This is a genomic window from Acinetobacter sp. IRS14 (assembly GCF_034650275.1).
GTDB lineage: Bacteria > Pseudomonadota > Gammaproteobacteria > Pseudomonadales > Moraxellaceae > Acinetobacter > Acinetobacter oleivorans.
On the sequence record NZ_JAOVFN010000006.1, the window covers coordinates 113825 to 139740 of the forward strand.

Sequence of the window (25916 nt, forward strand, 5' to 3'; positions counted from 1 at the left end):
AAAAACATGATTTTTCATTTAAAACTGCGCCAACACGGAGCGTGCTGAGACGAGTTTTACACCTAAATATATAAGCATGGTGCATGCCAGTTTTGTGGAAAAGCTAAATAAATTTTGAAGGATGGCATGTTTTTAGCATAAGCACTCTATAGGTGAATATCTATAGGAGCGTGTTATGAATGTGGTGATTATTGGTGCGGGAATGGGAGGTCTAACCACAGGCATTGCATTAAAAAAATTTGGTCACCAAGTTCGTATTTTTGAGCAAACTGAAAAGATTCTTCCAGTCGGTGCTGCAATTTCGCTGTGGTCGAATGGTGTCAAATGTCTAAACTATCTGGGATTAACTGACAAAATCGCCAAACTTGGTGGACAAATGGATGATTTGGCCTATGTGGATGGTCTAACTGGAGATGTGATGACACAATTCAGTTTACTACCATTAATTGAAGAAGTAGGCCAAAGACCTTATCCAGTTGCACGTGCCGATTTACAAAATATGCTGATGGATGAATTTGGCAGAGATCAGATTCATTTAGGCAAGAAAATGGTCAGCCTTGAAGACAAGACCGATTATGTTGAGGTCCATTTTGCAGATGGCAGTTCAACGCAAGCTGACTTACTGATTGGGGCGGATGGTACTCATTCAATGACTCGTGCCTATGTGTTGGGTCAGCAAGTACAGCGCCGTTATGCGGGTTATGTGAACTGGAATGGCTTGGTTGAAATATCTGAAGATTTAGCTCCAGCTCAGCAATGGACGACTTATGTGGGGGAAGGCAAGCGAGCTTCTTTAATGCCAGTTGCAGATGGTAAGTTCTATTTCTTTTTAGATGTGCCTTTGCCAGCAGGATTAGATAATAATCGAGATGACTATAAAAAACTTTTAAAACAATATTTTGCGGATTGGTGTTTGCCAGTACAGCAACTCATTGAACGCTTAGACCCGCAAAAGACGAATCGGGTAGAAATCCATGACATTGAACCGTTTACACAATTTTATAAAGGTCGTGTGGTGATTTTGGGTGATGCTGCACACAGCACGACACCTGATATTGGTCAAGGCGGTTGCCAAGCGATGGAAGATGCGATTTATTTAGCGCGTTCTCTGCAAATTAACACTTTAGGTGTCGAAGATGCTTTACGTCGCTATCAAAACAAGCGCAATGAACGTGCAAATGAATTGGTACTTCGTGCGCGTAAACGCTGTGATGTGACTCATATGAAAGATGAAAGCGTTACACAAGCGTGGTATGCAGAATTACGCCGTGAACAAGGCGGACATATTATGCAGGGGATTATTAGCAATATTGTAGGTAATCCACTCGATTAAAACAAAAACAGCAAGGAATTTTCCTTGCTGTTTAATCTTCTAAATCATAATTTTAGAAGTGGTATTTAACCAAAGCACTGACGTTATTTTCATCTCGGCCTTGTAGACCAAATTTATTATTCCATACAGAGTGCTCAATACCGAGGTATAGACGTGTATCAGGAGAAATGTGTTTACCTACATTCCATTTCCACTGAGTTGTCCAGTTCAACTCGCTGGCATGGTCGCCTTCAGCAGTTGACCAGTCAAGGAAACCATCTACCAAGAAATCTTCAGATGCGATTTTAAATGGAATCCCATAAACGAATGTCATTTGATAATCGTCGTCAGTGTTCTCATTATTTGCACGGTAGAAGTTTAAATTCGCATATTGGAAATATGGGATATCTAAATCAACTGCAAAACCATAAAGGAAGTTATCGAAGTTATTGCCGTCTTCACTGTTACCTTCCCAAGTAGTACTAATTAACACATCTTTAATTGGGCCATACGACAGTTTTTTACCAGACACTTCGCCTAAACTTAGACGTGGTGATAACTCAAAGTAAGTACTCTTGTGGTCATTTTCACCGCGCATGTGGTCCATGAAGAAAAATACATCAGCGTATTTAACTTTCGCAGCATATTCCAAAGTAATCGTGGTTTCTTTGTCATCTACAACTTCATAGTTTTCACCATAAAGTCCCGTCACACTAAAATCTTGCCAGATTGGTTTTGCCTGAACCATGGCAGTTGCAGATAACAAGGCACAAGTCGCCGCAAGTTGCTTTAATTGCATTTAAATGATCTCCCCCCAAATAAAGCACGCTAAGGATACAGGGTCTTAAGCAAAAATGAAGCCAAATTTGATCAACGGTTAAAAAAAAGCCCACCGAAGTGGGGCGCTAAAAACTAAATCTTTAATGAGTATTTCTTGTGTTTATTGTTTGGCTTAAATGTGGGGTACGCGAGCCGCGAAATGAGGGTAAATGATTAAATAATAAATTCAACAAGATAGCAAAGATACATGTTGAACTAATGCCCGAATGGAACAAAGTTTGTACCCAAACTGGAAAATGAGCATAAAACTCATGGTTAATAATTGGGATCATCCCTGCTGATAAAGCAGTCGCGACAATAATCAAATTTTTCTGATCGTTATAATCTATTTTTGCCAAAGTGCGAATTCCACTCGCTGCAACCGACCCAAACAAGACCAAACCTGCACCACCAAGTACGGGCATTGGAATCGCGGCAATCAAACGACCCATAATGGGGAGTAGGCCCAAAATAATGAGAATGACACCACCTGCTGCGACTACAAATCGGCTTTTGATGCCTGTAATGGCAACTAACCCAACATTTTGGGCAAAAGCGCTTTGCATGAACGAACCAAAAATAGGCGCAAAAGCACTCGAGAACATATCAGCACGTACACCATTGGCGATCCGTTTCGAATCGACTTCAGTTCCTACAATGTCTCCGACAGCAATAATATCGGCTGTGGTTTCCGTCATAATCACTAAGGTAACGATCAACATCGACAAGATTGCACTAAGCTCGAAAGTCGGCAAACCAAATGCAAATAGGTGTGGAAATTGCAGCCATGTGCCTGAGCTCACCTGACTAAAATCACCAAAACCCATAAAGTAGGCGAGGGTGGTACCAGCAACAATAGCCAACAAAATCGATAAACGTCGGATGCTTGCTTGCGGCAGCATATTTAGAACAATCACAATGCCTAAAGTCAGTAAGGCTAAAGAGATATTTTCTACGCTACCCCAGTCAGGTGCTTTGTTGTTGCCACCCATTATCCAGCGAATCGCAACGGGTAACAGAGATAGCCCAATAATCGTGATGACGCATCCAGTCACAACGGGTGGGAAAAAACGAATAATTTTTGAAAAGTAAGGTGCAAGGCATAGTCCAATCAGAGATGCGACAATCACCGCACCATACACAGCAGGTAAGCCGCCACCTGTAGTGATAATGGCAACCATGGTAGCCACGCCAGCAAAAGACACACCCTGAACTAAAGGTAATTTTGCACCTAGATATTTGGTTCCAATGGTCTGAATTAGTGTTGCCAATCCACCTACAAACAGGGCAGCTGCAATGAGCATTCCGACTTGTGCTGAGCTTAAGCCAGCTGCTGTTCCAATAATGAGTGGCGGGGCTACAATGCCACCATACATGGTCAGCACATGCTGTAACCCGTAAGCAAAACTTTTGGAAATTCCTAAATATTCATGCTCTGGAGAAATCGCATTTTTTTGCTGATGATTCATATTTTTCTCCTATTTATATTTGAATTAACTACCGCGATAAGTGGAGTAAGCAAACGGGCTGATCAGTAATGGAATGTGATAATGCTGATTGATGTCTTCTACAAAAAATTGAATACAAACACGTGGGAAAAAAGTTTTAATTTGCTGCGATGAAAAATAAGGCGCAATCTCAAATTCAAGTTGATAAGCACCTGCTGCAAAGTCTGTTATTTCAAAATCACCCACTCGACCGTCTGGATTAGTGGTTGCGGTTGCAATCAACTCATGGGTTTCTGCATGAAACAACTTCACTTCTACTTGTGCAGCTGGTTTGCCTAAATTCGTATCTAAAATATGAGTGCTGATCATGCTTGTATTTCCTGAGATAGACGTAATAGAGCAATCGCTGAGAGTTGCTGATGTACAATTACTTTTTCGATAGCTAAGTCATGTTGTAAACGTTCTTGTAGCTTTTTTAAAATCTCATCGCTACTGAGGCCCGCTGCTTTAATTAAAAAAATAAAGCCAAACTTTTGTTCATAATCGAGGTTGCCTTGTAGCAGCGCTTGTTGCGTTTGTTCATCTAAAGAAATGCCAGCTTGTTCCTGATTTGAAAAATGTTGCTCTTTTGCATTGAGTTGTTTTTTTGCTTGTCGTTCACCAATTTTTGGATGGGTTGCTAAAGCAGTTTCAATGTCTTGCCATGACCACATTTGACTTAAATTTTCTGCATGCTCTAAAAGAGATGCTTTTGATGAATAGGGACGTCCTGAAGTGATTTTCTCGGCCCATGCTGGAATGTGGACACAGTTTTTTAACAAAGTCTTGAGTTGTTCGGGTGGGGCTTGATTAAACTCGGCTAAAAACACTGTTATTCCTAAACTCGTTGTCGTGATACAGAGTTTTAGCAATAACAGTGCCAAGAGGGGTTCATGATTCGCTTATGAATTTGGAAAATTAAAAAATCAATTATTTAGTTATGTGATTTTTATACCAATGTTCAGCAATGTCTTGACGACTACATATCCAGACTCGATCGTGCATTTGAATATAGTCGAGAAACTTTTGTAGTGCTTTAAAACGGCCTGGGCGCCCTAAAATACGGCAATGCATTCCAATCGACATCATTTTTGGTGCATTTTCTCCCTCTGCATACAGCACATCAAAACTATCTTTTAAATATTGAAAAAATTGTTCTGAACTATTAAATCCACCCGGTGAGCAGAATTTCATATCGTTACATTCCAAAGTATACGGAATAATCAGATGAGGGCGTGCCGCACCAGCAGCATTGGTGAGAGTCGTCCAAAAAGGCAGATCATCGCCATAATAATCAGAGTCGTATTGAATTTGCGGGAATTCTGCAAGTAATTGACGTGTATTAGGGCTGTCACGTCCGGTGTACCAACCGATCACTTTATTTCCAAACAAGTTTTCTAAAACAGATAAAGCTTGTTCTATATGCTGTTTTTCTAACTCAATATCAGTATCTTGATAGTGAAGCCAACGGTAACCATGAGAAACCACCTCATAATCAGCTTGCTTAATCGCCTCCACAATATAAGGATTGCGGACGAGTGCCATTGCAACTCCAAAAATAGTCATTGGAAGTTTGCGCTTTTGGAATTCATTATGAATGCGCCAAAAACCAGCACGTGAACCATATTCGTACATTGAGTCCATCGACATATGTTTCGCTGGGTAACTTGCAGCGCCAATAATCTCCGATAAAAACTGTTCTGAGCCTTCATCGCCGTGCTCAATATGTTTTTCGCCACCTTCTTCATAATTAAGAACAAATTGTACTGCAATCTTAGCATTGTTAGGCCATTTAACCTGTGGAGGCTGTCCGTGATAACCGATCAAATCACGTGAATAAGGAGACTTTTGAATTTGCTCAATGAGCTCGGCTCCAGATAGATAAGATTTGGACACGATTGCTCTCCTTTTGTTCAATTTTTCATAAAAATTTAAAAAATCAGCTTGCATATTTTTATAGATGGACTGATATTGAAGATATGAAGATCTTCAAAATAAATTAAAACCAGTACGTTTAAGTCAGGAGATAACAAACCATTACACCATCAAAATGTACAATTGAAGTCAGTTCATGCATGCTTAAAACATGCCAACATAAAAAAGTTTTGCATAGAAAAGATCCACAGTAAGAAAGAGAGGATGGTATTTATGAATATTGAAATCCGCACAGATAAAAACATCCATAACAGCGAACGTTTAATTACTTATGTACGTGCAGAACTTACTCAAGAATTCCAACGTCATAGCGAACGTATTACGCATTTTTCGGTTCATTTTAGTGATGAAAATGGGGACAAAGGTGGTGACAAAGATATCCACTGTATGATTGAAGCGCGTCCTTCAGGTTTAAAACCGGTTGCAGTGCACCATAAAGCAGGAAATATTGACGCTTCAATTCATGGCGCGATTGAAAAATTAAAACGTAGCCTCGAACATACTTTTGAGAAAAAAGAACACCCGAGAGGTGGGCAACCAGAATTCATTGATGATGAAGTTTAATTGAAAATGCTAAAAAGCCCTTCGGGGCTTTTTTGATATTTGATGAAAATAAAACTATTCACAACATTAGGTTTGCAATGCGATGCAATCAACCTCTAAAATCTGGAGAAGAGATTAGGCATAATAGTCCTAATATATTTTTGAGAGATGGTCATGTTAACCACCCAGCAGCAAGCTTTAATTAAAGCCATAGAAGAATTAGAACTCGCGCAAGTGCAGAAATTACTTGCTGACGGACTTGATCCGAACTTTATTGATCCGGAGCAAGGGCCACCTGTATCAATTATCTGTGACGGAATTTTTAAATGGTGGGAAAATGTATCAGAAGCTTATGAAGCGGGTACACCATTATCAAAAGAAGAGAAGCAACAAGCATTACAAGTTTATCTCGATATTCTTGAAGCCCTAATTCAAGCTAAAGCCAATGTACACCTTTGGGATGCAGAAGAGTTTTATGGCCCATTATGGGATGCTGCAAGTTCAGCATGTGCTCCAGCTGTTCAACGTTTACTCGATGAAAAAGTTGATCCAAACTCACGTGATGAAGAAGGACTCACCGTTTTATCTTCAATCAGTCAGTTGTTCTTTGATTGTGATTTTGATGAAATAGATTGGTCAGAATCACTTGAAGAAGAGCGTGAAACATTAGAATTATTGCGCCGTCATGGGGCTAAAATGACAAAAGAATTAACTACTTGATTGGACATTAAAATGAAAATAGTACAAATTTTAACTTTTGCCCTTACAACTGTTGCTGCTGGAAGTACTTTCGCAGCAGAGTTTTCCTTTGACCGTCCTGGAGCAGGCTTCGGAACAGGTATTACACCAGTGGGTAAGTTAGCTTGGGAACAAGGTTTACCTAGTGCGACTTATACAGAGTCGACTGTCGATGGCGTTAAAGAAAAAACCGTAACTGTAAGTGAAGATATGCTATTCCGTACGGGTTTGGCTGATGGCTTAGAATTACAATTAGGTTGGCAAGGTCCAGCATGGACTCAAACCAAACGTGCTGGTAAAAAAACTGACAATTCAGGCTTTGGTGATGTAAGCATCGGTTTGAAAAAAGCAATTGATCTCGATGATGAAAACTTATCAATGGCTGTGTTAGCTCAGGCTGTCATTGCAACTGGTAATGATGAATTTACTGCGCATGATGATATTTATAGCCTAAGCTCAGCAGTGGCTTATAAATATGATGACTTGATTGATACCTCAATTACCATGCGTTACGAAGTGCAAAACAGTAATTGGGCTGTGACTGCAATTCCAGCAATCAACTATAAAATAGCTGGTAAACTTTCTGGATATTCTGAATTCATTTATCGTAAAGCTGAAAGCCAAGACTATGAATACGGTTTAGGTACAGGTTTAGTTTACGCTGTAAATAATCGTACTCAGCTTGACGCAAGCATCGGGGTCGATTTAGAGGGTCAAGACAAGAGCTACAACGGTGGCTTAGGCGTGGCGTTCTTGTTCTAATCGAAGCAATTTAAATTTATGTTAATGAAAAAGTTTATTCATCAGGGAATTCTTTATTTTCTAGCCGTTGCTGTTTGTGTGTTTAGCCAGTTGGTTTCCGCACAAGACAAGCTGCTCTCGCCCGAACAAGCTTTTTCATTTTCGGTTGAATCTTCTGAGCCGCATACTGCGAGTTTATCTTGGCAGATTCAGCCAAATTACTATCTGTATCAGCATAAATTTACCGTACAACAAGGTACTCAACCTTTAGCTTTAAAGTTACCTAAAGCGATTGCCCAATATGATGAAAATTATGGGCAAAGTCAGGTTTACTACCATCAAGTTAATTTCAAAATTAAAACAAAGCCTTCAGAGCACTATAGTGTGACTTGGCAGGGCTGTGCCAAAGATCGTATTTGTTATCCGCCACAAACCATTGAGTTTCAAACTGATGCAGATGGCTTGGTTGGTGTGCAAAACCAAGCAGGAACAGCGCCAAAACGATTGCTAGATTTGGCAAATACTCAACCAGAAGCCTCTTCAGATTCAAAATTTTTAGAAAAAGAGCAGAGTACAGAGTCTGTAGTAGATCCATCTGCGCCACAAATTGCGCAAGATCAGATCTGGTCAGCTAAGTTAATTGAGCACTCGCTTTGGTATGGAATTTTATTATTTCTCGGTTTAGGCATGTTGCTCGCATTTACACCATGCTCTTTACCGATGTTGCCTATTTTAACTTCACTTATTATTCGAGAACATAAAGGTCTAAAGGCTTGGACCATTGCACTTACTTTCGTTTGCAGCATGGCGTTGGTCTATGCAGGTTTAGGTTTAATTGCTTCTTCAGCAGGTTTAAATTTTCAGCGCTGGTTACAACAGCCTGCGACTTTAATTGCTTTTAGTTTGTTGTTTATTGTATTTGCTCTGAACCTATTTGGCTTGTTTGAGATTCGTTTACCACAAACATGGTTAAATAGACTTGACCATATTCAGTCAATGCAACAAGGCGGCACTTTAGTAGGTGCAGGAGTCATGGGTGTGGTTTCTGCACTCTTGGTCGGTCCTTGTATGACTGCACCTCTCGCTGGAACTTTATTATTTATTTCTCAAACACAAAACCAATGGCAAGGTGCTTTGCTTTTATTTTGCCTAGGTTTTGGAATGGGAATTCCGCTACTGTTGGCAAGTATTTTAGGTGCAAAATTTTTGCCTAAAGCGGGCGACTGGATGCATCAGATTAAAGTTATTTTTGCTTTTCTGATGTTGGGTTTAAGCCTCTACTTTATTCGTCCTTTATTGCCAGATTGGGGTATGCAAGTACTTAGTTTAGTACTAGGCCTCGCTTTTATAGCCTATGCGGTTTATCAGTTTTTCTGGAAAAAAGGGCAGCTACAATGGCTCTATGCGATCTTATTATTAATCGTTACCCCTTTTGTAGCCTATAACCAATATCAACATATTCAAAATCGAACTTTGCAAAGTTCTGACCACATGGCCGAGTGGCATGTTGCGACTAGCGCGGCAGACTTCCAAAAGATTTTAGCAGCAGCGCCTACTGATCGGGCTATTGTGGTTGATGTCTATGCAGATTGGTGTGTTGCTTGCCAACCGATTGAGCACCGTATTTTAAAAGCACCCGAGGTTCAGTCTGCTCTTGCACCTTACTATTTAATTAAGCTTGATTTGAGTCATTATGACCAATCACATGAAGCGCTACTCAAACAATGGAATATTTTAGGACCACCGACCTATTTATTTTTAAGCCCCGAGCAAAAAGAAATTCGTGCTTTACGCTTAACGGGTGCTTTTAGTCAGCAAGAACTTTTGCAACAACTCGCGAGTTTGGCAAAACTAAAACAATCATAAGCTATTAACAGCTTCAGTCTGATGAAATGTACGTACCTGATTGCGACCTGAAGCTTTCACCGCGTAGAGAGCTTGGTCAGCCTGCCGAATAACGAGATAAGGGTCCTGTGCAAAAGCTGAACTGCTTATTCCAAAGCTTGCACTAATATGAATAGGACTATTTTGAGCACTACAAACAGGCAATTCTTGCAAAGCATGGCGACAACGCTCAGCAATTTTTTCTGCTTGAATAATATCGGTGTGGGGAAGTAATAAAATAAATTCCTCTCCACCAAATCGACCAATAATATCCTCACTACGCAAGTTCTCAGAAAGACATTGAGCGATTTCAATTAAGACCTGATCACCTTGGTGATGGCCATATATATCATTAATTTTTTTAAAATGATCGATATCAAGAAGTACCACCGCATAATCAAATTGCTGTTGGTGTAGCGACTCTAAATGCGTATTTAAACTACGTCTATTTAATACGTTAGTTAATGGATCAAGTTGGCTTAAACGTTGAATATAAGTTTCGCGCTGACGCCATTGAGTGAGTAGTATTTCAAATAAAATAAAACATGCCAATAAAATGGGCATAATAAAAAAAGCCATGCTTCCTAACCAAAAAGGATTGGTTTGAGCACGTTGCATGGCAATCAGATTAAATAAAGGTGCGTAAGGTAAAACACCTTTCATACTCAAATAAGTACATACCGTTAAAATAATTGTTGCAGGTATAAGGGCGCTATAAACAATTTTTCGGTCAAATAACACCAGACCTACCCCAATCGTGCCGACATAACCGACCATAGTGGCGGGGCTAATGCTGCCAATTAAATATCCATCATGGCATAGCATGAGCGTAAAAAATTGCACGCTCACTAAAGGAATAATTCGTTGAGCCCATTCATCATTTTTATAGCGATAGCAGGGGATAATCAAAAGAGCCAATAAAAATAAGGTTAATAAATTGAGCCAGATTTGCGACTCAACTAAAGGTAAATGTGTCCATTGCCAGACACTAGGGGTAATTAGAATATAGCCTTTCCATAAAATCCAACTGAAATTCATTGCACAGGCAAGTGTAAGCATCAGTGCACTTTTTTGTAGTGGCGTCCAGTTGATGATGTGATTATTGTAGATGAAATCGATTATCACCTGTTTTATTCTATGTATTGGATGAGTGATGAAACGACTTTTCATAATAAGTAAGGCCTCCTAAATATAGATGCCTCTTTGTTGGACCATCCTAAAATTGGATTGTTTAAATAATTTATGTTTTAAACATAACATGATTTTCAATTTATACATGATGACTTTTTATAAAGTAAATGATGTGAAAAGTTTTGAGGCCTATTCACATCATTTATAGATAAATTAAGTTTTATCTAGTTCGTGAGCAAATTCAGCAATATCTGCCAATGCTTGTTTGGCTTCATCAAACCATGCATTAAACATCTGGAAGTTATGCCACATGCCTGTATAAAGTTTGAATTGAACTTTAACGCCAGCATCTTCAGCTTTTTCTCTAAAACGTTTGGCATCGTCTAATAAGATTTCTTTAGACCCGACTTGAACCAAAGTGGGCGGTAGGCCATGCAAGTCATCGAAAATAGGCGAAACACGTGGGTCATCAGCTGCAATATGATTGCCTATATAGTATTGAGTTCCTGTTTGCAGCGCTTCAATAGAGAGTAAGGCATCATGTTTTTTATTAAATCTGAGAGACTCGCTGGTTAGGGTTAAATCTAAAAATGGAGATAGCAAAATCAGGCCACTTGGCATGAGCTCAGGTTGTTCTTTTAAACGTAAGCAAAGTGCTAGCGCTAAATTTGCTCCGCATGAATCACCTGACAAAATAATATCTTTAGGCTGAACACCTTGTACAATTAAAGATTGATAGATGTCATATAGAGCTTCAGTTGCCTCAGGATAAGGATGCTCTGGTGCAAGTGGATAATCCACATGAATAATCTGCATTTGAGTACGGGCAGCTAAATCCGTCATGAAAGCATGGTGTGTTTTGACACTACCAAGAAAAAAAGCGCCGCCGTGAATGTGAAAAATCAGTTGAGTGGCAGAATCTTGTGGCTTGATTTCTTCACCTTTAATGCCTGCTAGCCGAATTGGGCGCACAGAAACATTTTTTTGCCTTGGGAAAGCACGACACATCTGATCTAGAACGGGACGTAAGGCGGTAGCCGGCAAATTTAGCTGACTTGGCTTGCGAATTGTTGTTTTAAGAAAAGTTTCTGTAAAATAATATTTCCAAACATTTGATATATTCATAGAGCATCCATTTTTATGCTAGTTTCTTGTTTTCTTGTAAATTTTATTTTGCAAGATTACAAGGTTACACGAAACAGTCACATTCAAAAATTGCAATATCTTTGCGACTTCTGAATACTAAAAATCTTGAAAGACCCAAGGATATTACAAAAATGAAAAAGATTGCTTTAGCTTTAGGACTCATTGGTATGGCTGCATTTGCCAATGCGGCTGATTCACTCAATGGAACGGTATGGAAAACGATTGATGATCAGACCAACAAGCCAAAAGCCGTAGTGAAATTTACGGAACAGAAGGACGGAACCTTAACTGCAACCATTCAAAACATTTTGACACCAGGCGAAGAAAACGCTTGTACAAAATGTGAAGGTCCGTATAAAAACAAACCACTTAAAGGTGTCACCATTGTACATAATTTAAAAAATGTAGGTGGTAACAGTTATGAAAACGGTACGATTTTAGACCCCAAATCAGGTAAAACTTACAAACTGAAAGGTGAGTTAACCGATGGCGGCAAAAAGCTTAAACTGCGTGGTTATATTGGCGTTTCTGCACTTGGTCGTAACCAAACATGGATTCGCGCTAACTAAAAAGTTTTAATAAAAAAACGAGCCGTATGGCTCGTTTTTTTATGCTTGGATGTTTTGATAGGTAGATTCATCAAAACCTACAATGAAACCTTGTGAGGTTTGTAAAACAGGTCTTTTAATTAAACTAGGTTGAGCAATGAGTGCTTCAATAAGGTTATCTTCACTGCTTAAAGCACGATTTTGTTCTTCTTCTGAAAGCTTGCGCCAAGTCGTTCCTTTTTTATTGAGAACTGTATCTTGCCCAATTTCTTTTAACCAGATCTTTAGAGTATCTGCATCAATACCTTGTTTTTTATAATCGTGAAAATCATAGTTAAGCGATTTGGCTTGCAAAGCATCAAATGCTTTTTTCATTGAATTACAGTTTTTAATTCCATAAATTTTTAACATTTTATCGGACCATGTCAAAAAGAGAGAGCACACAGCCTAACCCAAAAAGCTTTTAAGCACTACTTTATACCGATACTTTTAAAACAAATGAAAATTAATGATTAATCGAAAGAGAAATGTCATGTTATTGTCATAAGACAAAGCGATAATGAGCTTAATAAGAAGAAATTAAAACTAAAAGAACTTAGCGCAAAAAATAAGAGACTTAAAAAGAGAAAGCCCGCATTTAATCATCCTGATCATGCGGGTCTCATTTCAACGTCCAATGTCACATCCTTGCAAATAAACTTATCATAAGTTTATTTTATCTTCCTACGGCGTCCTATCCTTTTGCGTCATCCTGACTGCTTCCCTGTGCCGTGCAGCTATAATGCCGTTAAAGATGTGTAAGAAAAATACTCAAAAACGACATATGCTGTAAGCTAAAACGACAATGCAAGTGAACAAGTGTTCACTTATTCTTGAATTTTATAGTCAATAATAACGGGTGCGTGGTCGCTAAACCATTGATCTTTAAAGACCCATGCGTTTGCTACGCGTGTTTTCCAGTCTGGTGAACACGCTTGATAGTCAATACGCCATCCTACATTTTTTGCACGAGCTTGACCGCGATTTGACCACCATGAATAAAGTTCTGCTTCGGCGCGAACTACACGGAAAGTATCGACATAGCCAAGCTCATCGTAAATATGGTCAAGCCATGCACGCTCATGTGGTAAACAACCAGATGATTTCTGGTTACCTGACCAGTTTTTGATATCAATTCGTTTATGAACAATATTGTAGTCACCACAAATGATGACTGACTTGTTTTCATCACGCCATTGTTTCAAGATTTTTGCGTATTCACCTAAAAATAAATCTTTACGTGCTTGCGCTTCTTCACCACTTGAGCCTGAAGGTAAGTATAATGATGCAATATGTACCGGATGTGACAAACCTAAATCGAATTCCGCAGAAATAAAGCGGCCTTGACTGTCAGCTAGCTCAAACCCTAAGCCATCTTTAACAGAGACGAAGGGTAGGCGGCTATATATCGCAGTTCCCGCATAACCTGCACGCTCTGCTGGAAAGAGATGGGTATGCCATCCTTCGGGTCTAAATTTTTCAGTCCATTGTTCATGGGTAATGCGGCTTTCCTGCATGCATACGACATCGGCATCTGATTGTTCTAACCATTCAAGTAAGCCTTTCGTTACTGAAGAACGTAAGCCATTTACGTTAATGGAAACGACTCGAAGAATTTTTACATCACTTGGATACTGATCCTTTGGTATCATGCGAAAATTTAACCTCAATTGTGAATTTGGAGCACCTCATGACAACGCCTGTGTCATTTCACCCGCAAGCATTTATCGAACTCGCATTATCACGCGGTGTGCTTAAATTTGGTGAGTTTACTTTAAAATCTGGACGCGTGAGTCCTTATTTTTTTAATGCAGGCCTACTCAACGATGGTGAAGCTTTATCTCTTTTAGCACAAGGCTATGCTGATAAATTAACACAATGCCAAAATGTTGATGTGATTTTTGGGCCAGCTTACAAAGGTATTCCTTTTGTAGCAGCGACTGCTGTTGCTTTGTCGCAAGTACATAACAAAAGTGTGCCATGGGGCTTTAACCGTAAAGAAGCGAAAGATCATGGTGAAGGCGGTGTATTAGTTGGTGCTGCTGTTGAAGGTAAAAAAGTCTGGATTATTGATGACGTGATTACCGCAGGTACAGCGATTCGTGAAGTTGTAACGATTTTGAAAAATGCTGGTGCAACTATTGCGGGCGTTTTGGTGGCATTAGATCGTCAAGAACGTGGTCAAGGTGAGCTTTCTGCAATTCAAGAAGTTCAAAAAGAATTAGAAATTCCTGTGCACGCATTGATTACCATGAAAGATTTAATGGATTATTTAGAGGCGAAAGGCGAAAAAGAAGCGCTAGCAAATATGCAAGCTTATCGCGAGAAATATGGTATCTAAGAGTTAGATGTAGAAAAAGGAAGCTATGGCTTCCTTTTTTTATAGTTGAATCAAATTATTGAGTTGGTTAAATAATAGTCATTTGACATGAAAAATAATAGAAAGCCGTTTTCAGTGCGCTGAACTCTGGAACGGCTTTGATGCTAAAAGGAAAACTTCAAGCATTTTGCATAAAGGGTGTTATGTTAACTTTAGAAAATAGAAAACTAAAATATTAATGGCTTTTAAGTTGTAAAATTATTATATTATTAATAATCAATGATCTAATAGTAGAATTTAATGAGAGTTTCAGTTGAAAATTATAAGTCCATATATAATAAAATGTCTATAAATATCAATGGGATGACAATAATCGCTGGTTCTAATAGTTCTGGTAAGTCCAGTTTTATGCAACCATTCATGATCTTAAAGCAAACGGTAGAAAATAATAGTGATGGAGAGTCACTTATTATTAATGGAGAGAATGCTAGTTTAACGGAAGGGCATCAATTATTTTGCAAGAAAAACAGTAATAATAATTCTTTTTCTATTTTTATAGAAAAAATTCATCCAAAAAAGAAGACTAATGAAGTTTCAAAAATTAAATTTGGCTATAGTAAAAAGGATGGTTTTACAGCAATAGAGTCTTCTAACAATGACTTTGTTATTAAAAGTGGAATGAGTAAAAGTGAAATAAATGAATTAATAAATAAATTAAAAGAAAAAGATGAAGTTTTTAAAAATATTTTCGATAAAATTAGTCCAGATACTCCTTTAATCCCACAACTAAAAAGTAAAAGATCTTTCTTGTCAATAGAGTTTTCACCTAAATCAAAATCAGAAGTACAACAACATGTCTTTTCATTTGGAATTTCACCAACTGGTAATATTGAGGAATTTGTTGGAAAACTTATACATATTCCAGGAATAAGAAGTAATCCTGAAAGACAGTATAAAATTGAGAGATATAATAAAAGATTTCAAGGAAGATTTGACAAGTATACTGCTTCTATTATTTATAATTGGGGGTTAAAAGAGAGAAAAAAATTAGAAACGCTTATTAGTTTAATTAGTGAATTAGGTTTAGCTTCAAATATTAAAGCCCAGAAGGTTAATGAAGCTCATATATCTTTAAATATTTCTAGATATTTTGGAGCAGAAGAGAATGATGTAGTTGACCTATCAGATGTTGGATTTGGCTTGTCTCAAATTTTACCTATTCTTATTGCGATCATAGAAGCGAATCAAGATAATATTATTTATATTGAACAGCCAGAGATTCATTTACATCCATTAGCTCAGTATAAATTAGCTAGTATATTATGTAGATATGTAAAAAAAGGAAAAAAACTAGTTATAGAAACTCACAGCTCCATTTTTATCAGAGGATTACAAACAGAAATAGTCAAAGGTAATATCTCAAACAAAGAAGTTTCTTTGAATTGGTTCTCTCAAGACTCGTCAGGAGAAACAAAAGTCTACGAATCAGCAGTGGATGAAATTGGTGCATTTGGTGATTGGCCATCTGATTTCGATGACACTTACTTAAAAGCTGATAGTGAGTATTTAGATGCTGTTGAAGAAAAATTGATATAAAATGAAATTTATTATTGATGCCGACATTATGAGATCAGCAGGTACTTCTGAACATCCTGTTTCCAGTACATCTAGACATCTCTTGAATGAAATAAAAGATGGGAAAGGGGTTGCTGTATATTGCCCAACTCTTATGCAGGAATGGAAGAAGCATAGATCTTCTTATGCTAAACAATGGACTGTTGCGATGATTAGTAGAAAAAAACTAATTGCAGTCAGCGTTAACACTGAAGCCAAATTGTTTTTAGAAACATTAGAAGATTCTAAAAATAAATCTATTACTTTAAAAGATGCGCATTTAATTGATCTTGCAATCGCAACAGATAAAATCATTTTTTCAAATGATTTAAATGCTAAGAATGCTTTTTCTACACTTTTGGATAATAGAGATAATTTTAATAATATTTATTGGTTATCTCCAAAAATTAATATGGATATTATTTTAAGTACTATACTTAAAAATAAAATTTCATATAAAAAAGATATAATTGTTTAAATTAAAAAATTATTTTTAAATTTAACATAATAGACCTTATACAAAAGGCCCAATTCATGGGCCTTATAGTTAGTTTTTAACATAAAACCTCTTATGCGAATAAAAAAATGGGAGCTAATGACTCTCATTTTTTTATGCATGCTGTACCGTAATCTTTAAACAAAGTGCATTCACTATACGATTAATCGTACAAAATGAGATGCAGAATTATTATGAAGAGCTTTATACAAGGCTTCACGAACAATTCCTGCTTCTTTGGTAATCTGCGTCATACCTCTAGCTTTAGCAATTATACGAAGAGCATGAGTTAATTCAGCAGGATCATTGTCTCCAAGTACTATATTGAGATACACCCCAATATCTTCTTCAGTTTTGAGTGACTCAGCCATATCAAAATTTGGTAAATCCGCAACTTTAACCATTTTAATCCTCTGATTTTTTCGATAGTTTAACGGCTTTCTTGATGTCCTCTTACTGTGTAGATTTATCTTTATTACCAAGCATTACAATTACAACGTCAATATGCTGATGTAATATATCCGCCAACTAGATCTAAAGAAATTTCTCATTTTCAAAACTCCTTTTGTAAGGAGTTGATATCCCTCAATTGCCACGCTGAACCTTATCTAATCGGCAATTCAAATGGATTTGGGTCATATTGCTTTGTTAAGTCATCACTAAAGGCGAAAAAGAAGCGCTAGCAAATATGCAAGCTTATCGCGAAAAATATGGTATCTAAAAATAAAAAGGCATACTTCTAAATAGGGGTATGCCTTTTTAATATTTACTTAAAACTGATAATTCAAACGTAATAACACATTACGTGGTGTGCCTGGCATGCTGTCTGAGCGCCAGTATTCTTTATTGGTTAGATTATTCACCGCAAGTGTGACATTCCATGGGTCTGCACTATAACCAATCGCCGCATCGACACGGTTAAAGCCTTCCATTTTTACTTGATTATTGATATTTGGATAATAAGACCCGACATAAGTCACGCCCACCTCCGTATACCACTGCTCGGTTGGTAAATAACGAACAAATAAATTACCTGTGTTTTTAGATGTGTTGGCTAAATAGTTGCCTTCTTGTTCAGGCTTTTGTTTATCTTCTTTCACTTTTGCATCTGTGTAGCCATAGCCACCGCGGACAAAGACATTATCAAGTACACGACCAATAAAACTAAATTCCAGACCACGAGATTGATGCTGACCCGCTGTTGCCCATACTTCTGGTTGCTCATTAGGATTTGGTTTATAGCGGATATTATTTTTACGAATATCAAAGACCGAAAATTGAGTATTTAAACGACTATCTAACCATTCGCTTTTTACCCCAACTTCATATTGCTCGTTATATTGAGGTTCTTTATCCATTTTTGTGACATCGGTGCTTCCAGTAACTTGGTTAACACCCATTTGTCCGCCAAATGGTGCAAAGCTCTTAGAGTAAGACGTGTAAAAACTATGTTCAGGAAGCGGTTGCCATACCAAACCAACATTTGGGCTAAAGCTGCCATCTTTTACATTACGATGTTCATTCTTAATTTTGTTAGTGGTTGAAAAGTCAAAGTAATCGTAGCGGACGCCCATCATTAGTTTAAGTTGGTCATTTAGACCAATTAAATCTTGAATAAATACGCCGTAAGTTGTGCCTTCATTATAGTTATGCTGACTAATTTCTAATGGGCCATTGCCACGACTGTACTCTCGTTCACCAGTGAATGGGTTAACGTAACCATAAATGGCTGACCCATTTTGAGTTTTATTGGCTAGACGTGGTTCTCGTTGTTCATACGTCCAGTCTGTACCCATCATGATTTGATGTTCAAGTTGGCCTGTTTTGAACTTGCCCTTAATATCAAATGTATTGGTGGTGGTCTTATTGCTGGTTTGTTGCCAGTAGTAAATTTGATTGATGTATCCTTTTTTAGTGTTGCATTCTTTACCTTTTAGGTCGTTTCCATCTAACCCACAATAAGTTCCAAAGTAAAAGTGATCAAAGTTTTGTTCTGCTTGTCGGTAACTTGCTGCCCAGTGAAAGTTCCAATCAGGCGCATATTGATAATTCACATCGGTGCGAACCACTTGCAAAATATCATCAACATAATCGCCGTCTTGGGCAAATCCCATTTTAATTGAGGTTCCCGTAGGCAAGTTTTCATATGCTGGACCACGATCAGGCACACGACCTAATTTGTCATAGGTATATTGTGTAGTCCAAGTGAGTGTTCCATCATCATTTTTATAAGTGAAACTTGGTGAAAACATTTCAATTTTATTTTCAATGCCAGAGCGGAAACTTCCTGACTCGCCATATTCTCCGGTCAAACGTATTGCTAAATTGTCATTAATGACTTGGTTGATGTCAGCCGTTGTTCCGTAGTTATCGTAAGAACCTGCGTACGCACCAACCGAACTTTTAGAGTCAAAGTTGGCGAACTTACTCACCATGTTCACAACCCCACCACCAGCGCTACGACCATATAAAACAGAAGCGGGGCCTTTTAAAATTTCTATACGTTCGATATTTGCTGTACTACGACGTACTTGTCCGCTTTCACGTATGCCATCACGGTAAATATCACCTGTATCGGCACCAAAGCCACGAATCGTGATGCCATCACCACGCATATCGTAACTGGTTGATACGCCAGGGGTGCCTTGTAGCATAACGCTTAAATCATTTGATCCATAAATTTTATATTTCTGAACATCAATCGTATCAATGGTTTGAGGAATATCTTTTTTGTCTAAACCATTGCGTGTGACATTGGCTTTGTCATAGTCGATATAACTTTTAATTGGGTCGAGTTCACTCATGGCCTCAATTTTTATTGTAGGCATGGTGGCTGCAACTTTTGCGGCTGAATCAGTCGCTTCCTCTGCGTAGGCACCTTGAATATTCAAGATCATTAAACTGAGTAAGCTCAGCGGGAAAAGACGCTTAATTTGGGGAGATGATATAGAAATTCTTAACATAAAAATAAAATCAATTAACAAAAATAAAAGTATAAATGATAATTATAATCATTTAATTGTTTAGAATAAAAGAACTATTGCCTCAAAAAATGACATATTTATTTTTTAATAACTATTTTTTAGAAATGTAATGAGTAAATTAAGCAAACTATGTGTATTAACTCTTTAGTTTTTCTTGTTAATTGGGCTTTGGAGAGAGGCTTTTACCAATAAAAACTCCTCCTTGGGATTAAGCGTTATTTTTCAGAACATCTAAAATATCCATTTCTGGATCATAATTCTCGTCAATTGTTTTGCAAATTGCTTGTCCAACAATGACATGCGTGCCATTAAAGGTCATGGTTGGCGCTTCATATAATTCCCAACCATGATTCAGTGCTTTAGTCACTCTTGCACAAAAAGCAGAGTCATCAGGGCCAGTTAAATAGCGATAAAGTTTCATGTTTAGCCTTTAAATATAATGTTTTATGCTCATAGTTTAACTGAATTTACTTAAATTCCAGATCAAGAAATAACAGATAATGTTTTACTGAAATTAAGAAAAACCAGTGAAAAATCTCAGCTATACTCATGTTAATTTAAATTTTAAGAAGAGCTTGAGCATGCGTGTACTTGTCGTCATGGATCCGATTGAAACCGTAAACCTTAAAAAGGATTCAACCATGGCAATGTTGTGGGCGGCGAGCCGTCGTGGACATGAATTAGGTTATGCATTACAGCAAGATTTATATATCGATCAAGGTAAGGCTTACGGTCTAATTTCACCGTTAAAAGTTTTTGAAGATTACAATCATTACTATGAGTTAGGCGAAAAGAAAAAAGAATCGATCGCGGCTTATGATGTAGTACTCATGCGTAAAGATCCGCCATTTGACATGAATTTTGTCTACACGACTTACGTGCTTGAGCAAGCTGAGCGTGAAGGTTCATGGATTATTAATAAACCTCAATCATTGCGTGATTGCAACGAAAAACTTTTTGCAACGCAATTTCCAGAGCTACAAGTACCTACACTTGTGACATCACAGCAAAGTTTAATTCGTGAATTTATTAAAGAACATGGTGATGTGATTGTTAAGCCGCTTGATGGTATGGGCGGTATGGGGATTTTCCGTTTATACCAAGACGGTGTAAATATTGGTTCTACCTTAGAAATGCTTACAGAGCTAGGCAACCGTCCGATTATGGCTCAGCGCTATATTCCTGAAATTGTAGAAGGGGATAAGCGTATTTTAATGGTGAATGGTGAACCTATTCCTTACTGTCTAGCCCGTATTCCACAAAATGGTGAAGTACGCGGCAACTTAGCGGCAGGTGGTTTAGGTCAAGCGCGTCCGCTTACTGAAAACGATAAGCTGATTGCTGCTAAAATTGGCCCTTTCCTACGAGAAAAAGGTTTGATTTTTGTGGGCTTAGATGTGATTGGTAATTATGTCACTGAAATTAATGTCACTAGCCCAACGTGTATTCGTGAAATTGATGCTCAATTTGGTACATCAATTGCAGATGATCTATTTGATGTATTAGAAGCTGGACGTTCAGTTTAATTATTTATTTCAGGTGATTTTCCGCGGTATTTATGGGAAATCACCTGAAAATATATGAATTAATAAAATAACAATACTAAATAGACCACAGCTTTGTAGGCATATTTTCAAAAAAGCACATCTTTCTGTTATAAACGAGTGAAATTAGCTTTTCGTTAATGAAGCTTTAGGATTAAAATAAACGGCTACAAAAATAGATGACAATTTCCATTGTTTTTTGAGTTGAAGAATTAGACCGTGACCGATTCACAGCAAAGCAAACCTAAACATGTCATGATGATGGCTGCCGGTACAGGTGGACATGTTTTTCCAGCCCTCGCCGTAGCCAAAAAACTTCAACAACAAGGTTGTCAGGTTTCATGGTTAGCCACGCCAACAGGTATGGAAAACCGATTATTAAAAGATCAAAATATTCCAATATATCAAATTGATATTCAAGGTGTTCGTGGCAATGGATTAGTCCGTAAAATTGCTGCACCTTTTAAAATTTTAAAAGCTACTTTAAGCGCAATGCGTTATATGAAACAGCTTAAAGTTGATGCAGTTGCAGGCTTTGGCGGTTATGTTGCAGGCCCAGGTGGTTTAGCCGCACGTTTGTTAGGTATTCCTGTACTTATTCACGAGCAAAATGCGGTTGCTGGTTTTACCAATGCGCAGTTATCTCGTGTTGCTAAAGTCGTGTGTGAAGCATTTCCAAATACATTTCCTGCGGGTGGAAAAGTCGTTACAACAGGAAATCCTGTTCGTCATGAAATCACAGATATTTTAAGCCCAAAGTGGCGTTATGATGAGCGTGCGCAAGCAGGGCAGCCTCTAAATATTCTAATTGTTGGTGGTTCTTTAGGTGCCAAAGCACTCAACGAACGCTTACCTCCAGCATTAAAACAATTACAAGTTCCACTTAATATTTTTCACCAGTGCGGTCAGCAACAAGTTGAGGCAACTCAAGCACTTTATGCAGATGCTCCAGCTAATTTAACCGTACACGTTTTACCGTTTATTGAAGATATGGCAAAGGCTTATAGTGAGGCAGATTTAATTATTTGCCGAGCTGGAGCACTCACGGTAACAGAAGTTGCAACAGCAGGTGTGGCCGCAGTTTTTGTGCCACTTCCTATAGCAGTTGATGACCATCAAACTGCAAATGCCAAATTTCTGGCGGATTTCGGTGCTGCAAAAATTTGTCAGCAATCGACTATGACACCAGATGTTCTAAATGAATTGTTCACTTCGCTGATGAACCGCCAGTTACTTACAGAAATGGCAGTGAAAGCGCGTCAACATGCCCAACCAAATGCGACTCAGCATGTGGTTGATCTTATCCAAAAAATGTAATCGGATTTACTATGTCTCCATCAACAGCTGCGAACCAAGCAAAAAAACTGATTAAAGTGCCTGAAATGCGCCGTATCAAACACATTCATTTTGTGGGAATCGGCGGTGCTGGGATGTGTGGCATTGCAGAGGTATTGGGTAACCAAGGTTATAAAATTTCCGGTTCAGACATTAAAGCATCTAAAACTACAGAACAATTAGAGCAAAATGGCATCAAGGTTTATATTGGCCATCAAGCGGAAAATATTAAAAATGCCAATGTGCTTGTAGTTTCTACAGCGATTGATCCAGAAAATCCGGAAATTAAAGCAGCGATTGAGCAACGTACTCCAATCGTACGCCGTGCAGAGATGCTAGGTGAGCTTATGCGTTACCGTCATGGTATTGCTGTAGCGGGTACACATGGTAAAACGACAACCACAAGTCTTTTAACGACTATGTTGGCTGAAGAAAACCTTGATCCAACTTATGTTATTGGTGGTTTACTTAACAGTACAGGCGTAAATGCTGCATTAGGTGAAAGCCGTTTCATCGTAGCTGAAGCTGATGAATCCGATGCATCTTTCCTTTATTTGCAACCAATGGCAGCGATTGTAACGAACATTGATGCTGACCATATGGATACCTATGAAGGTAGCTTTGATAAATTAAAAGATACGTTCGTACAGTTTCTTCATAACTTACCATTTTATGGTTTGGCTGTCGTTTGTGGTGATGATGCCAACATTCGTGAAATTATGCCGCGTGTAGGCCGTCCAGTAATTACCTATGGTTTTAACGAAGACAACGACATTCGCGCAATTGATGTTGAACAAGATGGCATGCGTTCACATTTCACTGTGTTACGTAAAGGGCGTGAGCCGCTACGTTTAACGATTAATCAACCGGGCATGCATAATATTTTAAATGCTTTGGCTGCGATTGGTGTTGCGACTGATGAAGGTGTTTCTGATGATGCAATTAGCCGTGCTTTAGCAGGCTTCAGTGGAGTTGGTCGTCGCTTCCAAGTACAAGGTGAATTTGAACTTGCTGACGGTAACGTTAAGTTAGTTGATGACTATGGACACCATCCGAAAGAAGTAGAAGCAACGATTAAAGCTGCTCGTCAGAGCCATCCAGATCGTCGTTTGGTGATGTTATTCCAGCCACACCGTTACTCTCGTACCCGCGATTGTTTTGATGACTTTATTGAAGTGCTTTCTCAGGTCGATCAATTATTATTATTAGAAGTTTATCCTGCCGGTGAAAAGCCTATTGTAGGTGCAGACAGCCGTACTCTAGCGCGTAGTATTCGTTTACGTGGACAGGTGGAACCGATTTTGATTGATCCGGTTGAAGGTAATTTACAAAACATCATGCAAAATGTGTTACAACCAAATGACTTGTTATTAACGCAAGGTGCGGGTAACGTGGGAGCAATTTCTGTAGAACTTGCACAACACCATTTGTATGTGAAATAAACAAAAAATATTGAATTATCGGGTTAAGGATTTAAACGTGTCAAATGCTACAAAATTCGGCAAAGTTGCCGTGCTATTTGGTGGGAAATCGGCTGAGCGTGCTGTGTCTTTAGATAGTGGTCAGGCAGTTCTGGATGCTTTATTGCGTTCGGGCGTTCAGGCTGAAGCATTTGATCCGCAAGACCGCAGTGTGACTGAACTTGTAAATTATGATCGTGCATTTATTGTATTGCATGGTCGTGGTGGTGAAGATGGCCAGATTCAAGGCGTGCTTGAATGGTTGAATTTGCCTTATACAGGAACTGGTGTGCAAGGTTCTGCGATTGGCATGGATAAAGTCAAAACCAAGCAAATCTGGCAAGGTAGCGATTTACCTACAGCGCCATATCGCATTATTACTAAAGAAACAGATTTAGATGCGGTGATTGCTGAGTTAGGCTTACCTGTCATTATCAAACCTGTACATGAAGGTTCAAGTGTCGGCATGAGTAAGGTTGAGAAAGCAGAAGATTTTGCAGCTGCAATTGAGAAAGCAACTCAGCACGATGCTGTTGTGATGGCAGAAAAGTGGATCACAGGTCGTGAATTCACAATCTCATTTCTAAATGGTCAGCCTTTACCGGTTATTCGTTTACAACCACCAGCAGATGTTGCTTTCTACGACTACGAAGCAAAATATCAACGTAATGATGTAGAGTATGGTATTCCTTGTGGTCTAAGTGAGACAGAAGAGAAGAATCTTCAAGCATTGTGCTTACGTGCTTTTCAGGCAGTTGGTGCAGAAAGCTGGGGCCGTATTGATGCGATGCAGGATGAGCAGGGTAATTTCTGGCTTTTAGAAGTAAACACTGTGCCAGGTATGACCAGCCACTCTTTAGTTCCAAAAGCTGCGAAAGCTGTTGGCTATAGTTTTGATGAATTGTGTGTTGCCATTCTTGAGCAAACATTGGAAGGTACGGCTTAAATATGGCACAACTTCCGGCTTCCATGCGCCGTAAACGTGCGGCCATCACCTCTATTCATGATAAACCACCTACACGTAAGCAGAAGCTTGCAAATGCTGGTGGATGGGTGCTGTTGGTTATTGCTTTTGTAGTGCTGGCAGTCGGAATTTATGGGCTATATAAAGTTATTACAGATGCAACAGTTGCAAAGTTAGAGGTTGTAGGGTCGACGTCTTCAGTTGAAACACAACAAGTGATGCAGCATGTTGCTCCAATTATAAAAGCGAATTATTTCACATCTGATTTAGAACAGATTCGTGATAAGACATTAGAAATTTCGTGGGTAGACCGAGTAGTCGTTTCTCGTGCTTGGCCCAATGGTATTCGTGTTCGTGTCATGCCTCGACATGCTATCGCCCGTTGGGGAACAGGTCGCTTGTTAAGCGATGGAGGCGATGTATTTAGTGAGGCAGAGCCGACAATTCATCCTGAGCTTCCGTTACTCCATGGTCCGGTAAGCCAGTCGAAAATGATGATGCGACGCTATAATGAAATCAATCAATTATTCCACCCTGCCAATTTGCGTCTAAAAGAGTTATATCTGACGGAGCGAATGACTTGGTTTATGCAGTTTGACTCAGGTTTACGAATTATTGTTGACCAAGATCAAACAATGAATAAGTTGCAACGTTTAAGCCATCTGGCACAATCTGACTTAAAACCAGTGTGGTCGAAAATCTCAGCCATTGATTTGCGATATCGTAATGGATTATCTATTCAATGGAAGAACGCAACACCACCTAAAATTGTGAATGGTCAGTTTGTTGTAACGATTGATGACACAAGCATTGCAGGCGGAACAAAAGCAAAGCCATAATACGTGGCTTTAAAATAGGCAATTTGCCTGGTATTAA

25 protein-coding genes and 1 pseudogene are annotated in these 25916 nt (G+C 38.6%); 14 read left to right on the plus strand and 12 right to left on the minus strand.

Annotated elements, in window-relative coordinates; translation table 11 throughout:
* Positions 1–175 precede the first annotated feature (175 nt).
* A complete protein-coding gene (hpxO, locus tag ODQ17_RS08110) occupies positions 176–1333 on the plus strand; it encodes an FAD-dependent urate hydroxylase HpxO (RefSeq protein WP_322902843.1) in 1158 nt (385 codons plus the stop codon).
* 52 nt (positions 1334–1385) lie between these two features.
* Here the strand turns inward: hpxO and ODQ17_RS08115 are convergent, their stop codons facing one another.
* From ODQ17_RS08115 to puuE, 5 genes are all read right to left on the minus strand, one after another.
* Positions 1386–2111 (minus strand): outer membrane protein OmpK, encoded by a 726-nt coding sequence (locus ODQ17_RS08115; protein WP_322902845.1) that lies wholly within the window; start codon positions 2109–2111, stop codon positions 1386–1388.
* 121 nt (positions 2112–2232) lie between these two features.
* On the minus strand, positions 2233–3600 hold the full coding sequence (locus ODQ17_RS08120; protein WP_013196583.1) for a nucleobase:cation symporter-2 family protein: 1368 nt from the start codon (positions 3598–3600) through the stop codon (positions 2233–2235).
* Between the two features lie 24 nt (positions 3601–3624).
* On the minus strand, positions 3625–3948 hold the full coding sequence (gene uraH / locus ODQ17_RS08125) for a hydroxyisourate hydrolase (protein ID WP_005300580.1): 324 nt from the start codon (positions 3946–3948) through the stop codon (positions 3625–3627).
* Entirely contained in the window at positions 3945–4448 is a 504-nt protein-coding gene (gene uraD, locus ODQ17_RS08130; protein WP_005300582.1) for a 2-oxo-4-hydroxy-4-carboxy-5-ureidoimidazoline decarboxylase, read from the minus strand. Before uraD ends, uraH begins: the two co-directional genes overlap by 4 nt.
* A 100-nt stretch (positions 4449–4548) precedes the next feature.
* Positions 4549–5514 (minus strand): allantoinase PuuE, encoded by a 966-nt coding sequence (gene puuE, locus ODQ17_RS08135; RefSeq protein WP_216070612.1) that lies wholly within the window; start codon positions 5512–5514, stop codon positions 4549–4551.
* 252 nt (positions 5515–5766) lie between these two features.
* Here puuE and ODQ17_RS08140 point away from each other — a divergent pair, with 252 nt between their 5' ends.
* The 4 genes from ODQ17_RS08140 to dsbD all read left to right on the plus strand — a co-directional run bounded on the left by ODQ17_RS08140 (position 5767) and on the right by dsbD (position 9441).
* Positions 5767–6117, plus strand: a complete 351-nt coding sequence (locus ODQ17_RS08140) for an HPF/RaiA family ribosome-associated protein (RefSeq protein ID WP_001019316.1) — start codon at positions 5767–5769, stop codon at positions 6115–6117.
* A 153-nt stretch (positions 6118–6270) separates the two neighbouring features.
* Positions 6271–6816 carry an ankyrin repeat domain-containing protein gene (locus ODQ17_RS08145; RefSeq protein WP_004790092.1) on the plus strand — a complete coding sequence of 182 codons (546 nt, stop codon included), beginning with the start codon at positions 6271–6273 and terminating at the stop codon, positions 6814–6816.
* Positions 6817–6828: 12 nt separating this feature from the next.
* On the plus strand, positions 6829–7596 hold the full coding sequence (locus ODQ17_RS08150; protein WP_023274357.1) for a transporter: 768 nt from the start codon (positions 6829–6831) through the stop codon (positions 7594–7596).
* Positions 7597–7614: 18 nt separating this feature from the next.
* A complete protein-coding gene (gene dsbD / locus ODQ17_RS08155) occupies positions 7615–9441 on the plus strand; it encodes a protein-disulfide reductase DsbD (RefSeq protein ID WP_322902850.1) in 1827 nt (608 codons plus the stop codon).
* Here the strand turns inward: dsbD and ODQ17_RS08160 are convergent.
* The gene (locus ODQ17_RS08160; protein WP_322902853.1) at positions 9436–10629 is read right to left on the minus strand and encodes a GGDEF domain-containing protein; all 1194 of its coding nucleotides are present in this window, start codon (positions 10627–10629) and stop codon (positions 9436–9438) included. The two genes, dsbD and ODQ17_RS08160, sit on opposite strands and share 6 nt — an antisense overlap.
* 174 nt (positions 10630–10803) lie before the next feature.
* Positions 10804–11715, minus strand: a complete 912-nt coding sequence (locus ODQ17_RS08165; protein ID WP_174745722.1) for an alpha/beta hydrolase — start codon at positions 11713–11715, stop codon at positions 10804–10806.
* Between the two features lie 152 nt (positions 11716–11867).
* Here ODQ17_RS08165 and ODQ17_RS08170 point away from each other — a divergent pair, with 152 nt between their 5' ends.
* Positions 11868–12305, plus strand: a complete 438-nt coding sequence (locus ODQ17_RS08170; protein ID WP_002121971.1) for a DUF2147 domain-containing protein — start codon at positions 11868–11870, stop codon at positions 12303–12305.
* A 39-nt stretch (positions 12306–12344) separates the two neighbouring features.
* Here the strand turns inward: ODQ17_RS08170 and ODQ17_RS08175 are convergent, their stop codons facing one another.
* Together ODQ17_RS08175 and ODQ17_RS08180 are read right to left on the minus strand one after the other, a co-directional pair.
* Positions 12345–12695, minus strand: coding sequence for an arsenate reductase (locus ODQ17_RS08175; protein WP_151827220.1), 351 nt, complete (start codon positions 12693–12695; stop codon positions 12345–12347).
* Between the two features lie 455 nt (positions 12696–13150).
* Positions 13151–13975, minus strand: coding sequence for an exodeoxyribonuclease III (locus ODQ17_RS08180; RefSeq protein ID WP_005300601.1), 825 nt, complete (start codon positions 13973–13975; stop codon positions 13151–13153).
* A gap of 38 nt (positions 13976–14013) precedes the next feature.
* Between ODQ17_RS08180 and pyrE the strand changes: the two genes are divergently transcribed.
* From pyrE to ODQ17_RS08195, 3 genes are all read left to right on the plus strand, one after another.
* Positions 14014–14664 carry an orotate phosphoribosyltransferase gene (gene pyrE / locus ODQ17_RS08185; RefSeq protein WP_005300604.1) on the plus strand — a complete coding sequence of 217 codons (651 nt, stop codon included), beginning with the start codon at positions 14014–14016 and terminating at the stop codon, positions 14662–14664.
* A gap of 279 nt (positions 14665–14943) precedes the next feature.
* Positions 14944–16239 carry an AAA family ATPase gene (locus tag ODQ17_RS08190; protein ID WP_322902859.1) on the plus strand — a complete coding sequence of 432 codons (1296 nt, stop codon included), beginning with the start codon at positions 14944–14946 and terminating at the stop codon, positions 16237–16239.
* Between the two features lies 1 nt (position 16240).
* Positions 16241–16735, plus strand: a complete 495-nt coding sequence (locus tag ODQ17_RS08195) for a hypothetical protein (protein ID WP_322902862.1) — start codon at positions 16241–16243, stop codon at positions 16733–16735.
* A gap of 132 nt (positions 16736–16867) precedes the next feature.
* Here ODQ17_RS08195 and ODQ17_RS08200 read toward each other — a convergent pair.
* From ODQ17_RS08200 to ODQ17_RS08210, 3 genes and pseudogenes are all read right to left on the minus strand, one after another.
* Positions 16868–17157, minus strand: a pseudogene (locus ODQ17_RS08200) (addiction module antidote protein).
* Positions 17158–17523: 366 nt separating this feature from the next.
* A complete protein-coding gene (locus ODQ17_RS08205; protein ID WP_322902867.1) occupies positions 17524–19716 on the minus strand; it encodes a TonB-dependent receptor in 2193 nt (730 codons plus the stop codon).
* 229 nt (positions 19717–19945) lie between these two features.
* The gene (locus ODQ17_RS08210; protein WP_002122004.1) at positions 19946–20158 is read right to left on the minus strand and encodes a DUF1737 domain-containing protein; all 213 of its coding nucleotides are present in this window, start codon (positions 20156–20158) and stop codon (positions 19946–19948) included.
* 160 nt (positions 20159–20318) lie between these two features.
* Between ODQ17_RS08210 and gshB the strand changes: the two genes are divergently transcribed.
* From gshB to ODQ17_RS08235, 5 genes are all read left to right on the plus strand, one after another.
* Positions 20319–21263, plus strand: a complete 945-nt coding sequence (gshB, locus tag ODQ17_RS08215; RefSeq protein WP_322902869.1) for a glutathione synthase — start codon at positions 20319–20321, stop codon at positions 21261–21263.
* Between the two features lie 237 nt (positions 21264–21500).
* Positions 21501–22598, plus strand: coding sequence for an undecaprenyldiphospho-muramoylpentapeptide beta-N-acetylglucosaminyltransferase (murG, locus tag ODQ17_RS08220; protein WP_005300613.1), 1098 nt, complete (start codon positions 21501–21503; stop codon positions 22596–22598).
* Between the two features lie 11 nt (positions 22599–22609).
* Positions 22610–24058: a UDP-N-acetylmuramate--L-alanine ligase gene (gene murC, locus ODQ17_RS08225; protein WP_322902871.1), complete on the plus strand. Its 1449-nt coding sequence runs from the start codon at positions 22610–22612 to the stop codon at positions 24056–24058.
* Between the two features lie 37 nt (positions 24059–24095).
* Complete coding sequence (locus tag ODQ17_RS08230) at positions 24096–25022, plus strand: D-alanine--D-alanine ligase (protein WP_005300616.1); 927 nt, start codon at positions 24096–24098, stop codon at positions 25020–25022.
* Positions 25023–25024: 2 nt separating this feature from the next.
* Positions 25025–25879, plus strand: a complete 855-nt coding sequence (locus tag ODQ17_RS08235; protein WP_005300619.1) for a cell division protein FtsQ/DivIB — start codon at positions 25025–25027, stop codon at positions 25877–25879.
* The last annotated feature ends 37 nt before the right edge of the window (positions 25880–25916 follow it).

Bases quoted from the DNA above. Each gene is read 5' to 3' on its own strand.
- ODQ17_RS08120 (WP_013196583.1), bottom strand. From the start codon at position 3,600: ATGAATCATCAGCAAAAAAATGCGATTTCTCCAGAGCATGAATATTTA.
- ODQ17_RS08160 (WP_322902853.1), bottom strand. From the start codon at position 10,629: ATGAAAAGTCGTTTCATCACTCATCCAATACATAGAATAAAACAGGTG.
- ODQ17_RS08205 (WP_322902867.1), bottom strand. From the start codon at position 19,716: ATGTTAAGAATTTCTATATCATCTCCCCAAATTAAGCGTCTTTTCCCG.
- ODQ17_RS08170 (WP_002121971.1), top strand. From the start codon at position 11,868: ATGAAAAAGATTGCTTTAGCTTTAGGACTCATTGGTATGGCTGCATTT.
- pyrE (WP_005300604.1), top strand. From the start codon at position 14,014: ATGACAACGCCTGTGTCATTTCACCCGCAAGCATTTATCGAACTCGCA.
- ODQ17_RS08180 (WP_005300601.1), bottom strand. From the start codon at position 13,975: ATGATACCAAAGGATCAGTATCCAAGTGATGTAAAAATTCTTCGAGTC.
- ODQ17_RS08190 (WP_322902859.1), top strand. From the start codon at position 14,944: ATGAGAGTTTCAGTTGAAAATTATAAGTCCATATATAATAAAATGTCT.
- ODQ17_RS08210 (WP_002122004.1), bottom strand. From the start codon at position 20,158: ATGAAACTTTATCGCTATTTAACTGGCCCTGATGACTCTGCTTTTTGT.
- ODQ17_RS08115 (WP_322902845.1), bottom strand. From the start codon at position 2,111: ATGCAATTAAAGCAACTTGCGGCGACTTGTGCCTTGTTATCTGCAACT.
- gshB (WP_322902869.1), top strand. From the start codon at position 20,319: ATGCGTGTACTTGTCGTCATGGATCCGATTGAAACCGTAAACCTTAAA.
- ODQ17_RS08235 (WP_005300619.1), top strand. From the start codon at position 25,025: ATGGCACAACTTCCGGCTTCCATGCGCCGTAAACGTGCGGCCATCACC.
- ODQ17_RS08150 (WP_023274357.1), top strand. From the start codon at position 6,829: ATGAAAATAGTACAAATTTTAACTTTTGCCCTTACAACTGTTGCTGCT.
- ODQ17_RS08175 (WP_151827220.1), bottom strand. From the start codon at position 12,695: ATGTTAAAAATTTATGGAATTAAAAACTGTAATTCAATGAAAAAAGCA.
- hpxO (WP_322902843.1), top strand. From the start codon at position 176: ATGAATGTGGTGATTATTGGTGCGGGAATGGGAGGTCTAACCACAGGC.
- uraH (WP_005300580.1), bottom strand. From the start codon at position 3,948: ATGATCAGCACTCATATTTTAGATACGAATTTAGGCAAACCAGCTGCA.
- ODQ17_RS08140 (WP_001019316.1), top strand. From the start codon at position 5,767: ATGAATATTGAAATCCGCACAGATAAAAACATCCATAACAGCGAACGT.
- ODQ17_RS08195 (WP_322902862.1), top strand. From the start codon at position 16,241: ATGAAATTTATTATTGATGCCGACATTATGAGATCAGCAGGTACTTCT.
- murC (WP_322902871.1), top strand. From the start codon at position 22,610: ATGTCTCCATCAACAGCTGCGAACCAAGCAAAAAAACTGATTAAAGTG.
- ODQ17_RS08165 (WP_174745722.1), bottom strand. From the start codon at position 11,715: ATGAATATATCAAATGTTTGGAAATATTATTTTACAGAAACTTTTCTT.
- ODQ17_RS08145 (WP_004790092.1), top strand. From the start codon at position 6,271: ATGTTAACCACCCAGCAGCAAGCTTTAATTAAAGCCATAGAAGAATTA.
- dsbD (WP_322902850.1), top strand. From the start codon at position 7,615: ATGTTAATGAAAAAGTTTATTCATCAGGGAATTCTTTATTTTCTAGCC.